At 39.1% G+C, this 16029-nt stretch carries 14 protein-coding genes, 1 other RNA gene and 1 pseudogene; 11 read left to right on the top strand and 5 right to left on the bottom strand.

All coding sequences use genetic code 11. The features are described from left to right. Positions 1–65: 65 nt before the first annotated feature. The 3 genes from RCG19_RS03860 (at position 66) to ald (ending at position 1978) form a co-directional block, all read left to right on the top strand. Positions 66–224, top strand: a complete 159-nt coding sequence (locus RCG19_RS03860) for a hypothetical protein (RefSeq protein WP_308109737.1) — start codon at positions 66–68, stop codon at positions 222–224. Positions 225–420: 196 nt separating this feature from the next. Beyond that, positions 421–711, top strand: coding sequence for a hypothetical protein (locus tag RCG19_RS03855; RefSeq protein ID WP_374049575.1), 291 nt, complete (start codon positions 421–423; stop codon positions 709–711). Between the two features lie 148 nt (positions 712–859). After that, positions 860–1978 (top strand): alanine dehydrogenase, encoded by a 1119-nt coding sequence (gene ald / locus RCG19_RS03850; RefSeq protein WP_308109736.1) that lies wholly within the window; start codon positions 860–862, stop codon positions 1976–1978. 94 nt (positions 1979–2072) lie between these two features. Here the strand turns inward: ald and ssrS are convergent. Then, positions 2073–2268: non-coding RNA, 6S RNA (gene ssrS, locus RCG19_RS03845), on the bottom strand. 51 nt (positions 2269–2319) lie between these two features. Continuing rightward, positions 2320–3420, bottom strand: coding sequence for a M24 family metallopeptidase (locus RCG19_RS03840; RefSeq protein WP_308109735.1), 1101 nt, complete (start codon positions 3418–3420; stop codon positions 2320–2322). Positions 3421–3601: 181 nt separating this feature from the next. Between RCG19_RS03840 and RCG19_RS03835 the strand changes: the two genes are divergently transcribed. The 3 genes from RCG19_RS03835 (at position 3602) to RCG19_RS03825 (ending at position 6047) form a co-directional block, all read left to right on the top strand. Next, on the top strand, positions 3602–4282 hold the full coding sequence (locus RCG19_RS03835; RefSeq protein ID WP_308109734.1) for a metal-dependent hydrolase: 681 nt from the start codon (positions 3602–3604) through the stop codon (positions 4280–4282). Positions 4283–4368: 86 nt separating this feature from the next. Next, on the top strand, positions 4369–4602 hold the full coding sequence (locus RCG19_RS03830; RefSeq protein WP_166239131.1) for a hypothetical protein: 234 nt from the start codon (positions 4369–4371) through the stop codon (positions 4600–4602). 125 nt (positions 4603–4727) lie between these two features. Then, positions 4728–6047, top strand: a complete 1320-nt coding sequence (locus RCG19_RS03825) for a CBS domain-containing protein (protein ID WP_166239133.1) — start codon at positions 4728–4730, stop codon at positions 6045–6047. Positions 6048–6108: 61 nt separating this feature from the next. Here RCG19_RS03825 and RCG19_RS03820 read toward each other — a convergent pair whose 3' ends face one another. After that, the gene (locus RCG19_RS03820; RefSeq protein WP_166239135.1) at positions 6109–6420 is read right to left on the bottom strand and encodes a YtpI family protein; all 312 of its coding nucleotides are present in this window, start codon (positions 6418–6420) and stop codon (positions 6109–6111) included. Between the two features lie 90 nt (positions 6421–6510). On the opposite strand from RCG19_RS03820, the gene RCG19_RS03815 reads away from it, so the two are divergent. Beyond that, on the top strand, positions 6511–7455 hold the full coding sequence (locus tag RCG19_RS03815) for a DHH family phosphoesterase (RefSeq protein WP_308109733.1): 945 nt from the start codon (positions 6511–6513) through the stop codon (positions 7453–7455). Between the two features lie 42 nt (positions 7456–7497). Here RCG19_RS03815 and ytrI read toward each other — a convergent pair whose 3' ends face one another. Together ytrI and RCG19_RS03805 are read right to left on the bottom strand one after the other, a co-directional pair. Further along, on the bottom strand, positions 7498–7998 hold the full coding sequence (gene ytrI, locus RCG19_RS03810; protein ID WP_166239139.1) for a sporulation membrane protein YtrI: 501 nt from the start codon (positions 7996–7998) through the stop codon (positions 7498–7500). Then, positions 7995–8333: a sporulation membrane protein YtrH gene (locus RCG19_RS03805; protein ID WP_166239141.1), complete on the bottom strand. Its 339-nt coding sequence runs from the start codon at positions 8331–8333 to the stop codon at positions 7995–7997. Before RCG19_RS03805 ends, ytrI begins: the two co-directional genes overlap by 4 nt. Before the next feature lie 165 nt (positions 8334–8498). Here RCG19_RS03805 and RCG19_RS03800 point away from each other — a divergent pair. The 4 genes and pseudogenes from RCG19_RS03800 to RCG19_RS03785 form a co-directional block, all read left to right on the top strand. After that, positions 8499–10487, top strand: a pseudogene (locus tag RCG19_RS03800) (DNA polymerase III subunit alpha); the annotation flags it as partial. Positions 10488–11265: 778 nt separating this feature from the next. Next, positions 11266–13122 (top strand): group II intron reverse transcriptase/maturase, encoded by a 1857-nt coding sequence (ltrA, locus tag RCG19_RS03795; RefSeq protein ID WP_308110918.1) that lies wholly within the window; start codon positions 11266–11268, stop codon positions 13120–13122. Positions 13123–13234: 112 nt separating this feature from the next. Beyond that, positions 13235–14656 (top strand): helix-hairpin-helix domain-containing protein, encoded by a 1422-nt coding sequence (locus RCG19_RS03790; RefSeq protein ID WP_308109731.1) that lies wholly within the window; start codon positions 13235–13237, stop codon positions 14654–14656. 114 nt (positions 14657–14770) lie between these two features. Then, positions 14771–16009: an NADP-dependent malic enzyme gene (locus RCG19_RS03785; RefSeq protein ID WP_166239145.1), complete on the top strand. Its 1239-nt coding sequence runs from the start codon at positions 14771–14773 to the stop codon at positions 16007–16009. The last annotated feature ends 20 nt before the right edge of the window (positions 16010–16029 follow it).

Genomic DNA, 16029 nt, shown 5'->3' with positions numbered 1-16029 from the left:
ACGTATAACTGTTGCAATTTTTCGAACAATAATGAAGTAACTTACAAAGGAAGGGGAATGCCACGATGGAAAAGCGGGATCCAAATAACAAATATTCTTTTGAATATGATGAACAAGGTCTAAATGAGGTAAGTGAACAAATTATGAATTCCTATAATAGTGGTTTTATGGGGGAAGGAACGGCTTTAGCTGACAGCGAGGATTATGCAGCAGCTGAGGACTAGGTACATGTAAACAAATAGGAAAGACTGTCCTAAACATGGGACAGTCTTTTCTTGTGGAACGTATAGTTATTTGTCTAAGAAATTCAGTCATACAGGGCGTTTGCCCAAGAATTTGTTTTCAATCATGCATATTCTTAAGGTGTAAAGTTCATTTAAATAGAAAAGTGTAAACCTAAGTGAAGCGAGGAGAAACAAAATGAATACCGAAATGTATGGGATGCCTATTAACTTTGATGAGAGGGTTCATGGCCATGGCGGCGTTGGTCACGGCGGCTTTGGCCATGGCGGTGGTTATGGACACGGTGGATTCGGCCACGGGTACGGGCACTACGGATTTGGAAGACCGGGCTTCGGGTATGGTCGCCCAGGTTTTGGATACGGGCTGCCGTTTCTGGGTGGGGTAGCAACCGGTGCATTATTAGCTGCTCCGTATGGATATCCATATCCATATTACGGGTACCCATTTCCGTACCCTTATTATTATTAACAGGTTATGAAATGAGCTTTGCCCACTGGGTAAGGCTCTTCGGATAATGATTCATAAAGATTCTCCATTATTTCATTTTCCTGGTAATAACGGATATAATAAAGGTATATAGGTCTTTCTATTAAGGATATTAATTGGAGGTAAGTGCATGCGGATTGGGGTACCAAAAGAAATCAAAAATAATGAAAACCGTGTAGCAATGACACCAGCCGGAGTGACAAATTTGGTGAACTTTGGTCATGAGGTTTTTATTGAAATAGGAGCAGGGCTTGGTTCAGGCTTTTTGGATGAAGACTATAGTACTGCAGGCGCGATGCTGGTGGAAACTGCTAAGGAAGCATGGTCAATGGATATGGTTATGAAGGTAAAAGAACCGATCCCAACTGAATATCAATATTTTCGTGAAGGGTTAATATTATTTACATATTTACACCTAGCGCCTGAGCCAGAATTAACGAAGGCACTAATTGATAATAAAGTAGTTGGCATTGCCTATGAAACCGTCCAATTGGCGAATAGAACTCTTCCATTATTGACCCCTATGAGTGAAGTGGCTGGAAGGATGGCTGCTCAGGTCGGTGCCCAATTTTTAGAAAAGGTTTACGGCGGCAAGGGAATTCTCCTCTCTGGTGTCCCAGGAGTGCAACGAGGTGTCGTTACCATTATTGGCGGCGGAGTAGCAGGTACAAATGCAGCGAAAATGGCAATTGGTTTGGGTGCAAAGGTTACCATCATTGATTTAAACCCGGACCGTCTTCGCCAATTAGATGATATATTCGGTTCCGATGTGACAACATTAATGTCTAATCCTTTTACTATCGCTGAAGCGGTTAAGGAATCTGATTTAGTTATTGGTGCTGTGTTAATCCCCGGTGCAAAGGCGCCAAGACTAGTCAGTGAAGAGATGATTCAATCGATGAAGCCTGGCAGTGTTGTGGTGGATATTGCCATTGACCAAGGTGGAATTTTTGAAACCACCGACCGGATTACCACACATGATCATCCAACATATGTAAAGCATGGTGTTGTCCATTATGCTGTGGCCAATATGCCTGGTGCCGTCCCAAGAACTTCTACGATTGCATTAACAAATGTGACTGTTCCATATGCGCTGCAAATTGCCAATAAAGGCTTCCAAAAGGCTTGTTTAGATAATGAGGCATTGTTAAAAGGAATCAACACTCTCGACGGCTATGTGACCTATCAAGCAGTTGCCGAAGCACATGGAGTTGAGTTTAAAGATACGAAAACATTGTTAACAAAATAATAAAAGTAAAAAGAAGAGGATGCGGGTCCTCTTCTTTTTATGTATCAAAAACAAAACCCAACTTCCAAAATGAAGTTGGGTTGAAATACTACCTATACAGCCGCATTTGCCGTAGTGAATATAAGAAAGTTTTAAACCACCACTCCTCAAAGTGGGTGTTCTCAGAAACCTTTCTGCATGTCCTCCATGTCTTATAGACGGAGGCTTGTCATTCTGGCTTCGATAGTTAAACTCCCTTTTACAGCTTAAAGGTTAAAACTTTATTATGATTACGTACAACGCAGCCTGTATTTGTATACTACATCAAAATCGATAAGAGTTCAATGTAAATAAGTGTAAAATTATGATTTAATTATTTGTAATTCCTTTGGAAACTTGGTTAACACCTTTGCCCCATCAGCGGTAATATAAATATCATCCTCAATTCGGACGCCAGCCACATTAGGCACATAAATCCCTGGTTCGATTGTATAGACCATGCCTTCTTCGATTACCAGCTGGTTGGTTTCGGTCATAGAAGGGTACTCATGAACGCCAATTCCAAGTCCATGACCCAATCGGTGTGGAAAATAGTCGCCAAAACCCGCTTCAGCAATAATCCGCCTTGCTGTAAGGTCAACTTCTGCAGCTGTAACGCCCGGTTTACTTGCCTCAATGGCAGCGAGTTGTGCCTTTAATACCGTATCATATATTTCTTTTTGCTTGTCATTGATGTCCCCATATGCAACGGTTCTTGTTATATCAGAACAATACCGGTCAACAACAACACCTAAATCAAATAAAACAAGATCACCTTTGCGAATTTTCGTTTCCCCTGGGTTGCCATGTGGGGAAGCCGCGTTTGCACCGGTTAACACCATGGTTGAAAATGACATTTCGGTCACACCCTTTTGCTTTAGGGCGTACTCTAAGGCATTGAGGACCTCCAGTTCTGTTTTGCCTTCCTTAATTTCACTTGCACCGAATTCAACGGCATAATCGGCAAGGGCACAAGCCTCTTCAATGATTTTTAATTCTTTGGCATCCTTGATCATCCGCAGCAGTCGTAATTTTTCTTCTGCAGAAACAAATGACGCCTTAGGGAATAACTGTGTAAGATGCTCGTAGCGTTCGACATTCATATGTTCTTTTTCAATGGCCACTTTTGAAACCCCGTTGATTCTTTTATTAATGGCGGTAAGAATCATTTCCCATGGGTTTTCGATATCGCTATAGCCAATGATTTCATGACCCCAGCCTGAGCGCTTGGCATCAGGTACTTCCATTGCCGGGCAGACGAGGAATGGCTCTTCCTCTTGAAAAACAGCCAGCGCCAGTAAACGTTCATGCGGGTCTGTGAAATAACTGCTTAAATAAAATACATTCTCGGTAGAAGTAAGAAAGCTGACTTCAATCCCGTTTTCCTTCATCCATGTTTGAAGCTTTAGTAATCGTTGATTCATATGTAGGGCTCCCCTTTTTAGTAATGTTAGATCCTATTTGAGAGTAACAATTTTATAAAGGAATGTAAAATAACTATTCCTACTTTAGTGCTAAAACAAAAGAGTTATGGAAATAAATGTAGAAGGATTTCCATATGATTTATTGAAGTACATATATAATAATTTAAAAGGAGTTGGGATGATGAAGATTTCATACCATGGACATTCAGTTATTCAAATTCAAACAAATGGAAAAACGATTATAATAGATCCTTTTATTACAGGAAATAGTTTAACTGATTTAAAGGCTGATGAAGTAAATGCTGATGTGGTTATTTTATCTCACGGTCATAACGATCATGTCGGAGATACGGTTGCGATAGCGAAAAGAAACGGATCTCTTGTGGTTGCGAATGCAGACCTGACTACTTTCCTTAGCTGGCAGGGTGTCAAAACACACGGAATGAATATTGGCGGCTCCTGTCAATTTGATTTTGGAACGGTTAAACTCACTCAGGCATTTCACGGCTCTGGTTATGTAACAAATAAAAATGAGATCGTTTATTGCGGAATGCCAACGGGTATCTTGTTCAGTAATGAAGGCAAGACAATTTATCATGCTGGCGATACTGGATTGTTTTCCGACATGAAGCTGATTGGCGAACGCCATCCAATTGATGTAGCCTTCCTACCGATAGGTGATAACTTTACAATGGGGCCTGAGGATGCGGCTTATGCAGCTAAACTACTGAATGCAAAGACAATTGTACCGATTCACTTCAATACCTTCCCGCCAATTAAACAAGACCCCTATCAATTTATTGAGAGGTTGGAGGGGAAGAATGGAAAAGTGCTCGTTCCAGGTGAGGCAATTGAAATTTAGTTGATTTAGTGGTTTCACATACTTTTTTTCCTCCTGTATGCATAAAGATGAAACAAGCAGTCTTTTTAACAAAGGAGGTAAAAGAAATGAAAAAAAACAGGTATTTACTTTGCTTGCTTCTATGTGGTTTTATGCTTTATTTTGCTGTGCCAAAATTATCAGTGACAGCAGAAGGGACACAAGGGATTTTCGCGATTGTTTGGCTTTCATTTGCATTAATTGTGATTGCTGGGAATCTTACCGGTCTTCTCTATAGTCCGAAAAAGTTAGTAAAAAAGCCTCTGCAACAGAGTGCAAAGAGAAAAACCCGGTCATATTAATAAGAATTGTATGATAATCTAGAGTACTTCGTTGAATCAAAGACCTTTAAACTTTATAATAGAATTTAGGGAATAAATTAAACTGACTAAATAACTAGGAATTCAAATTATAAAGGGTGAAGGTCTTGGCTACTAAGCATGAACAAATATTGCAATACATTGATAAACTCCCTATTGGGGAAAAGATATCAGTGCGGCAAATCGCCAAGGCGATGACCGTGAGTGAAGGGACAGCTTACCGGGCAATTAAAGAGGCTGAAAATAAAGGCTATGTCAGTACGATTGAACGAGTAGGTACTATACGAATTGAACGGAAGAAGAAAGAAAATATTGAAAAGCTAACCTTTGCCGAAGTGGTTAATATTGTGGACGGGCAAGTTTTAGGCGGGCGGACGGGCTTGCATAAAACCCTCAATAAATTTGTGATTGGTGCCATGAAGCTAGAGGCCATGATGCGGTACACGGAAGCTGGAAATCTGTTAATCGTTGGAAACCGTACCCAGGCGCATGAGTTAGCTTTAAAAGCCGGCGCTGCGGTGTTGATTACCGGTGGTTTTGATTCTGAGGACCATGTGAAAAAGCTGGCAGATAAATTAGAACTGCCGGTTATTTCAACAAGTTATGACACCTTTACTGTCGCTACGATGATTAACCGGGCAATCTATGACCAATTAATTAAAAAGGAAATTATTTTAGTAGAGGATATTTTAACCCCACTCACAGATACCTTTTACTTAAAAACATCTGATAAAGTGTCAAAATGGCATGAACTTAATCAAAGGACAACGCACAGCCGTTATCCTGTAGTCGATCAAAACTTGAAAATTCAGGGGATTGTCACAAGTAAGGATATTTTGGGTCAGAATATGGAGGCCTCCATCGATAAGATTATGACCAAAAATCCAATGACGGTGCATGGGAAAACAAGTGTTGCATCGACTGCACATACGATGGTCTGGGAGGGAATAGAAGTTCTCCCCGTTGCCGATGACTCGAACCGTTTAGAAGGGATTATCAGCAGGCAGGATGTATTAAAGGCATTGCAAATGAACCAACGGCAGCCGCAGGTTGGCGAAACCATTGATGACATTGTGACCAATCAAATGGTGTTAATGCAGGGTAAACCAAAAGGTGAAGAAGTATATTCATGCGAAGTGACACCGCAAATGACCAATCACCTTGGGACTATTTCATATGGCGTATTTACAACCATTGTCGCGGATGCAGCCAACCGGATTTTACGCAGCTATAAAAAAGGCGACCTGGTCGTGGAAAATATGTCGATCTACTTTATTAAACCGGTTCAAATGGAAAGCACCTTAGAAATTTTCCCGAAAATACTGGAAGTAGGACGTAAATTTGGGAAGGTAGATGTGGAAGTTTTCAATGAGGGAATTTTAGTTGGAAAAGCAATGATGATGTGCCAATTGATTGACAGAAACTAGCCTTTGATCCAAGCTGTAGTAAATAAAAAAGCCGCTTCTCAACTTGAGAAACGGCTTCCTATTATTTTTGGGCATCTAGCATATGAGCTTCTTCAATTGCAAATGGATGGTAGTGTTTATATTTTTTGAATCCAATCCAGCTAAATACGGCTCCGTAAATACTAAAAACGGCAGCCACAATATAGGAAACAGTCGATTCTGATATAAATAGTAAGTGATTCATACCAAACAGACAGACAAAAAGTCCAAGAGCAATATTTGATTTTGCTGAAAGCCATTTCTTTTCAACTTGACGGTTGCTTCTAATGTATTTTGTTTTATAAAATAAATAGAAAGCAAATAAAACGACAATTAATACAACGAGTACAAACATAATTGGTTCCTCCAAGTTTCTAAAAATCTTCTATTATTTTAACCTGTATTTAAAAAAAAAGCCATTATTGGTTCATGAGGAGCATTGTCCATGATTGAGCAAATTATCGCAGCAATCGAACAATATGATACCATCATTGTTCATCGTCACGTCCGTCCAGACCCTGATGCCTATGGCTCGCAAGGCGGTTTGGTTGCCATTCTGCAAGAATCCTATCCCGAAAAAAAGATATTTGCGGTTGGGAAAGAAGAGCCGACATTACATTACATGCGCAGATTAGATGTGATTGAGAATGAGGTATATAACGGGGCATTGGTCATTATATGTGATACCGCCAATGCCGAGAGAATATGTGACGGGCGATACACATTGGGAGATAAGCTTATAAAAATAGATCATCATCCAAACGAAGACCCTTACGGGGATTTGTTATGGGTGGACACATCAGCAAGCTCTTGCAGTGAAATGATCTATGAGTTCTACTTAAAAGGAAAAGATAAAGGACTAAAAATGAACGATGAAGCGGCAAGACTTCTATTTGCCGGGATTGTCGGGGATACAGGAAGATTTCTATTTCCTAGTTCCACAGATAAGACATTCGCCTATGCAGGGGAATTGATTCACTATCATTTTTCACGGACTGAACTATTTGATAAGATGTATGAATTAGAACCAAATATCATTAAGTTAAAGGGGTATGTCCTGCAAAATTTTGAGCTTCAGCCAAACGGAGTGGCTTCCGTCAAACTTACGAAAGAGTTAATAAAAGAATATGATGCAAGGCCCGCAGAGGCATCCCTGCTTGTGGGGATTTTAGGAGATGTAAAAGGAATTATCGCATGGGTCTTTTTCATTGAGGAGGACGATCAAATACGTGTGCGGCTGCGCTCGAAAGGGCCCGTTATCAATGGAGTTGCAAGAAAGTTTAATGGCGGGGGCCATCCTCTTGCGTCGGGAGCGTCGATTTACTCTTGGGAGACGGTAAAGGATGTTTTGCGGGAAGTAGACGCGGTATGTGAACAGTATTCAAAATAGAAAAGGCGGAACGACCTATTAAAGGAGGGTCGTTCCACTTTTCTATTCAAACTGTATTTCAAGCTGTATCGATACATTTGTATAAATAACCATTTCTTTTACCTTCAGTTTGTATCTTTTTTCATTGATTTTTACCGGTTTATTTTCAATTATTTTTTTTAGTAAATCCCTGCTTTTATAGACAGTCTCTAAGTCCTTAGCAAGCAATGAACTGAGATCATCCCTTACCGCATTTTCCGTTTCAAGAACACTTAATGAATCCAGTTTGTATTTTTCAAAGTTTGTGATTTTTATATTAAAATTCTGAACAGTCAAGTTTTCAATATTCCGCTTGTTTATTTCCTTATATTCTTCCTGCCATATCTTTTTCTCATTATTTAAATCAACAATGTTCTCCTGCTGCTTACGAATCATTTCGGTATTCTCCTCTTGCCAAACGCCATAAATATATAGAAAAATACACCAGCTGATGGCGCCGCCAACTGCCATCCCAGAAAAAAATCGCTGCCATGCGGGTCGATGATAGTAGGGAGGGATTCTCATGATGATATATGCTCCTGTGTCAGCCAATTTATGATGAGTGCTCCTGTCTGGGCACCGCCTAAGGCAGAAAGAATTAATAAAAATTGTTTAAAAAGATCCTTTGTATCTGCATTAAATAAACCTCTTTCAAAGGTATAAACCGTATCAAACGTCCCGCCAATCGCTGCCACAATGGCCCAGATTCTAAGTGCTGATGACAAGCGGTAGACTGTCGTAAGCGGTGGTTGTCCAGTTAAGAAAGAGGCGATTCCGCCAATTAATGAACCACCAAGCACGACTCCTAAGGCAATAAAATAGCTTTCGATAAAAGCAGGAAAAAAACCAATTTCTTTCATTCCTTCAACCGCCTTCATAGATAATCTCTATTCATTTATATGGACAATGGTTGGGGAATATGTTTTTTGCAAAGCAATAGTTAAAAACGAGAACATATTTTCTTTTTCTGCGATTAAGATTTATAATAAATAATAGATAATAAGATTAAGGAAAGGTGAGGCAAAATGTCTTTTATTCACCTTCATGTATATAGTGCCTATAGTTTGTTGACAAGCACCGCTTCTGTCCCAGATTTAATCAAAAATGCAAAGAGTAAAGGTTTTTCGGCGATCGCCTTAACCGACAGAAATGTGATGCATGGAACAATTGAATTTTATAAACTTTGTAAAAAAAATAATCTTAAACCAATTATTGGGCTAACAGTAGATGTGGAAAGTGAAATCACTCCGAACGAATGCTATCCGCTAGTCCTATTGGCTGAAAATGAGGACGGTTTTAAAAATCTTTTGAAAATTTCCAGTGCCGTTCAAACTAAGACTGATCATGGGCTCCCATTAAAATGGCTAAAACATTACGCAAAGGGGCTAATTGCTTTAACACCTGGCCTTGAAGGGGAAATTGAACAGTCTGTGTTAAACGGAAACGAGGAGATGACCAGAAAGCTGATTAAAAAGTTAGTTGCCATTTTTGGTAACGGCAGCTTTTTTCTTTCGCTTCAACATCATCAGCTTGAACAGGAAGCGACCATTGGAAAACAGTTTCTCGCTATTTCAAATGAGTTACATGTACCCGTTGTTGCAACCAACAGAGTACATTATTTGGAAAAGGAAGATATGTTTGCGCATGAATGTTTGTTGGCCATAAAAAATGGTGACAAATTACAGGATGATCATCGCGAGAAATTGGACAGTGATCAATTTTATTTAAAAAGGGCTGCGGAAATGGTCGATTGCTTTTCCGAAGTCCCCGATGCACTAGAAAATACGCTGCGGATCGCTAGTAGATGTAACGTAAACATTGAATTAAATAAAACGTATTTACCAACCTTTCCAACCGAAAATAATATGCCGGCAGAGGAATATCTCGAGATGTTATGTGAAAAGGGTCTTCGTGAACGCATTTCCAATCCAACCAAGGAATATCTTGACAGGTTATCCTTTGAATTAGCAGTCATCAAGCGGATGAAATTTAGTAATTACTTTTTAATTGTTTGGGATTTTATGAGATATGCACGATCGAAGGGGATTTTAACTGGCCCGGGTCGGGGTTCAGCCGCAGGATCACTTGTTGCCTATGTTTTATATATTACAGATGTCGACCCACTTGAACATAACTTATTGTTTGAACGTTTTTTAAATCCTGAGCGTATTTCGATGCCTGATATTGATATTGACTTTCCCGACCATCGCCGTGATGAAGTAATCGAATATGTGGCACAGAAATACGGAGAACTGCACGTTGCACAGATTGTTACCTTTGGAACACTTGCTGCAAAGGCAGCCCTAAGAGATGTCGGCAGGGCCTTTGGGTTAAATTCAAAGGAACTTGAGCAATTATCAAGAATGATTCCACCACATTTAGGTATAGACCTGCAAGGAGCTTACAAAGAATCCGAACCGTTAAGAAGGTTTATCAATGAGACCCCGCTTAACCGTAAACTTTTTGACACCGCGTTAAAGCTTGAAGGTTTGCCGAGGCATACCTCCACGCATGCTGCAGGTGTCGTCATCAGTGAAAAGCAGCTCATTGACTTAATCCCAATTCAACGTGGATCCAACCATGTGTACTTGACGCAATACTCGATGGAATACCTCGAAGAAATTGGGCTTTTAAAAATGGATTTCCTTGGCCTCAGAAATTTATCACTCATTGAAACTATCCTTTCGTCTATTTCCCGAAATACCGGAAGAAAAGTAGATATTGGCCGGGTTCCATTAGATGATCCAAAGACATTCAAAATATTGGCTAAAGGAGAAACAACAGGCATATTTCAGTTAGAATCAGAAGGAATGCGGAAAGTATTAACACGATTAAAACCATCGCGATTTGAGGATATTGTCGCCGTCAATGCTTTGTACCGTCCGGGCCCAATGGAAAATATCCCTCTGTTTATTGAACGAAAACATGGTCGAGAGCCGGTAGTATATCCACACCCGGATTTAGAGTCTATTCTGGAGAATACGTATGGGGTCATTGTCTACCAGGAACAAATCAGTGTGACACGTTTCGCAAAAGGAGATTATCCGAAAAGCGACATACTCTCTTTATGGGAGTAGAGAACTTATAACTTGAAGTTGGGAATGATAGGGTAACGCCTTGAAACCAACTCCCTAATACTCCAACATGGGATAAAGTTTTAGGAGACTTTATTTTATGAAGCTTGGTGAAGTCGGCAGAAACAACCTAAGTCATGAAAGATATGAGTAAGAATTGGTTCAAAAGTGGCTAGAGCCCACCTGTTTGGAAAGTATCAAGTAAGATATGGTTCGTGATATGCCGGGGGTCTATAAAATACTCATGGTGAGAATGTTTGATTTATAACTGACGAACTTCCGAATGTACGCGTCTAGAGTTCTAGATAGTCGAAAGACTATTACCACTTAATATGTGGGGTTAGTGAGGTAAAGTAAGAGTTGATTTTATGAAATACCTTATAGTGTTACAGGCACTAACAAGCTAACAGGCGCAAAGGAAGCACCTAAAAGTATATGTACAGATAAAGTTATAGGAACGTGGAAAGCTTAGGACGTGGAGAAACCCTAATTTCAATGAAACGGTAATAAGGAAAAGCTTAATAGCTATAACTTATTTTTGTCTAAGTGAGAGAAGTGCCACAGTACCGAAGAAACCATGATAATAAGTGGTGGAGGGATAGGCACAAGTCAAGAAGTGAATTCAAAAGTTATATTTTGGTAATCAGAGGTTCGAGTAAGACTAAGAGAGGTAATCCACTTTGGGTGAAAACTCAGAGGAGGTAAACCGACTTTGACAATGAATGAAGAAGCAAAGGCTTTAAAGAAGGGTTCACTAAGATTTAATGAGTACTATGATATCCAAAATGTGTACGACAACTTGTACAAAGAATCTCAAAGAGGTAAAGATTTCAAAGAGCTAATCGAAATCATAACAAGCCGAGAAAATATTTTGGTAGCATATAGGAAAATAAAATCAAATAGAGGAAGTCTAACTGCGGGTTGTAATAAGAAAACGATTAAAGACTTAACAAAATTTAATCCAGATGAAATTGTGGAATATGTTAGGAAAAGACTTCGTAACTATCATCCACATAAAGTAAGAAGAGTTCTAATACCTAAAGCTAATGGTAAATTACGTCCGTTAGGAATACCAACGATAGAAGATAGGGTAATACAGCAATGCATTAAACAAGTACTTGAACCAATATGTGAGGCTAAATACTATGATTATTCATTTGGTTTTAGACCGAACAGAAGTACAAAACATGCAATTGCAAGATGTTATCACTTAATGCAAAGAAATTACTTGCATTATGTAGTGGATATAGACATAAAAGGTTTTTTCGATAATGTAAATCATGGTAAACTGCTTAAGCAAATTTGGAGTATGGGGATCAAGGATAAGAGATTGGTTTCAATAATCTCGAAAATGTTAAAAGCAGAAATCATTGGAGAAGGAAATCCTGATAAGGGTACTCCTCAAGGCGGAATCTTATCACCACTACTATCAAATATTGTTTTAAATGAACTCGACTGGTGGATACATTCTCAATGGAATGGATTAAAAACGAATCACCAATATAGTTGCTCAATAGCAGTAAATAAGGCTTTGCAAAAAACAAATTTAAAAGAAATGCATATTGTTCGATATGCAGATGATTTTAAAATCTTTTGCAGAACTCTAACAGAAGCAAGAATAATCAAAGAGGCAACAACAAAATGGTTAAAAGAAAGATTATTCTTGGATATAAGTGAAGAAAAATCCAAAATTGTCAACCTTAAAAAGAACTATTCAGAATTTCTAGGTTTCAAAATGAAGGTAGTTCGAAAAGGGACAAAATGGAGTTACAACAAAAAGAGTAGCAAAGATAAATTCACTGTAAAGTCACGTATGAACGATAAAGCATTGAGCAAAGCAATTGGAAAAGTTAAGTCATCTGTTAAACAAATACAACACAGTAAACCTAAAGAGTTGCCAAAAAATATAGGAATATATAATGCGACAATAAGTGGTTTACACAATTATTACAATGCCGCTTCTCATGTGAGTAAAGATTTTCATAAAGTGGATTACCTTACTTTGAATATTAGGAGAAATCGTTTTAAAGACATTGAAACACATTTTGGGACAATAAGTAAATTCATTAAAGATAAATACGGTGAAAGCAAAGGCATTCATTTCTTATGTAATCAAGCGATAATTCCAATCGCTAAAATATCACATAAGGCTCCAATGCAATTTAAAAAGGAAATATGCAATTACACAGTCAAGGGTAGAGCACTTATACATCAATCATTAAATTATGACATTCAAAGAAAGATTCAATATCTTATGAAATCACCAGTCCTTGATGAAAGCATAGAGTACAACGATAACCGATTATCTTTATTCTCAGCCCAACTTGGAAAGTGTGCAATAACCAAAGAAGTATTAGATATTGGAGATATTCATTGTCACCATAAACTGCCGAGAAGCCTAGGCGGGGATGACAAATACCAAAATCTAATAATCATTAAAGAAAAAGTTCACAGGTTAATTCATTCAACAAATCCAGGTAAGACAAGGGAACTGTTAAATGAGTTAAATCTTAATGATGAACAAATTCGAAAGGTAAACACACTGAGAAGGAAATGTAAAATAGAAACGATTTAACCAAATGTTTAAAGCCTTAGATTCGAAATCATTGAAAACCAAATTAGTTAATAAATGAATTTATATCTTGATGGAACGCCGTGTGCGGTGAAAATCGCATGCACGGTGTGGAGTGGGGGAAAAGCTGGAGATAACATCAAATGCTTACCTATCACTATTGCAAATTGCTTCGAAGATGGCAGGATTTTCACTTGGTGAAGCAGATCTTTTACGACGGGCGGTTGGAAAAAAGCAAAAGGAAGTTCTTGATAAAGAGCGAAATCATTTTGTCCAAGGGGCTTTGAAGAAGGGATATAACCAAGGACTTGCGAATGATATATACGATTTAATTGTTAGATTTGCAAACTACGGCTTTAATCGGAGCCATGCGGTTGCCTATAGTATGATTGCTTACCAGCTCGCCTATTTAAAGGCGAATTTTCCGGTCCATTTTATGGCGGGTCTCTTAACCTCGGCCATCGGTAATGACACAAAAATCGCCCAATACATTTTGGAGACGAGGCAAAAGGAAATCGTTGTACTGCCTCCATCCATAAATCATAGTACCTACTCATTCCATGTAGAAAAAACGGATGCGATCCGCTTTAGTCTTGCCGCCATCAAAAGTGTTGGGGGTGCCGCCTTAAAGGAAATTTTTCAATCAAGGAAACGTAAAAAATTTGATGACCTCTTTGATTTTTGTATTAGAATTTCTCAGAAGGCAATTAACCGCAAGACACTTGAATTTCTTGTTCATTCCGGTTGTTTTGATGAATTTGGCGAAGATCGTGCCGTTTTGTTGGCAAGTTTGGATGTAGCTATCGAGCATGCCCAGATTTTCAAACCGGATGATTCCAACCAATTTGATTTATTCGACGATGAAATGATCCCGAAACCGAAATATGTTCAAGTTGACCCGATAAGTTTAGAAAATAAGCTGATATTTGAAAAAGAAGCGCTTGGCCTTTATCTCTCTGATCATCCTATTTCTATTTATGAAAAGAATCTCACCCGGGTTGGGGCATCATTGTTATACCAATTAAGAAGTGATAATAAAAGGGCCATCGCGGGTGTATATCTTTCCACGCTGAAATCGATTCGTACCAAAAAGGGTGATTCGATGGCATTTTTAACGGTAAGTGACGCCAGCGGTGAAATGGAGGCAGTGGTATTTCCTACTGTATATAAGAGGTACCAGCCATTATTACGGCAAGGGAACTTTCTACTGATCGAAGGGAAAATAGAAGATCGCGATGAAAAGCGACAATTTATCATTCAGCAGATAACAGAATTAGAGCAGTGGTTACAAACAAAAATGGTAAACCAGCCAGTCTTATATATTAAAATTTCCTCCACTCAGCAAGATCAGCTGGTACTGCCAAAAATAAAGCAGCTATTACAGGCGAGTAAAGGGGATGCTGTGGTTGTTTTACATGATGAGGGGACTAGAAAGTCAGTGAAATTAGGGGCAGAAAACAACGTCAATCCAACCCCTGCAGTCATTCAGCAATTAAGAAATTTACTTGGAGAAAAAAATGTTGTTCTAAAAGATTAATTCTTTACAACTTTTGAAGATATGTTATATTGGTAAAGAGACTTGTGTGGTCTGACCACTAAAGCGGGACGTTTTTAAGTGAGAATGTTTTTATAAATATGAGGGGTGACAGACTTGACTTTACGTGAAGAAGCATTACATATGCATCGGATTAATAAGGGGAAATTAGAGTCGAAATCAAAAGTTCCAGTTAGAAATGCACATGATTTAAGTTTAGCCTATTCACCGGGTGTGGCGGAGCCATGTAAAGATATTTATGAAAAACCTGAAACGGTATACGATTATACCATGAAAGGAAACATGGTTGCTGTGGTTTCCGATGGTACGGCGGTCCTTGGACTTGGTAATATTGGACCTGAGGCAGCACTTCCTGTTATGGAAGGCAAGGCCGTTTTGTTTAAAAGCTTTGCCGGTGTTGATGCGTTTCCCATTTGTTTAAATACAACGGATGTGGAGAAAATTATTGAAACGGTTAAGTTGCTTGAACCAACTTTCGGGGGAGTTAATCTCGAGGATATCGCCGCTCCTAATTGTTTTGTCATTGAGGAAAGATTAAAGAAGGAAGCAAATATTCCGATTTTTCATGATGACCAACATGGCACAGCCATTGTTACGGTAGCGGGTCTTGTCAATGCCCTTAAATTAATTGGAAAAAAGATGACTGAAATTAAAATAGTGGCAAGTGGTGCTGGTGCAGCTGGGATTGCCATTATTAAATTGCTATATAGCTATGGTGTTAGAGATATTATTATGTGTGATACAAAAGGTGCGATTTACGAGGGCCGCCCGCAGGGAATGAACTCAGTCAAAGCAGAAGTAGCCAAATTTACCAATCGCGATAATTTAACAGGCAGTCTCGCGGATGTAATTAAAGGTGCTGATGTATTTATTGGGGTATCCGTTGCAGGAGCACTTACAAAAGAAATGGTGGCATCAATGAATACGGATGCGATTATTTTTGCCATGGCAAATCCGGATCCTGAAATAATGCCTGATGACGCCAAAGCAGCTGGGGCAAAAGTAGTTGGAACCGGTCGCTCTGATTTTCCAAATCAGGTCAATAATGTCCTTGCTTTCCCAGGAATTTTCCGTGGAGCACTTGATGTTCGCGCGACGCATATTAATGAAAAAATGAAAGTAGCTGCAGTGGAAGCCATTGCCGGCCTAATCAGTGAGGACGAGCTTCATGCCGATTACGTCATTCCTGCACCATTTGATCCAAGGGTAGCACCAAATGTAGCAGCGGCTGTCGCAAAAGCAGCAATGGAAACCGGTGTGGCCCGTATTAAGGTAGATCCTGATGATATTAAGGAAAAAACGCAAAGGCTCGCGATAATTGGCAAAAGTGAGTGATTAAGGTAGTGACAAATTCT

Source organism: Neobacillus sp. OS1-2, assembly GCF_030915505.1.
Lineage (GTDB): Bacteria > Bacillota > Bacilli > Bacillales > Cytobacillaceae > Neobacillus.
The sequence above is the reverse complement of the archived record's forward strand: the minus strand, read 5'-3'. Positions and strand labels throughout refer to the sequence as shown.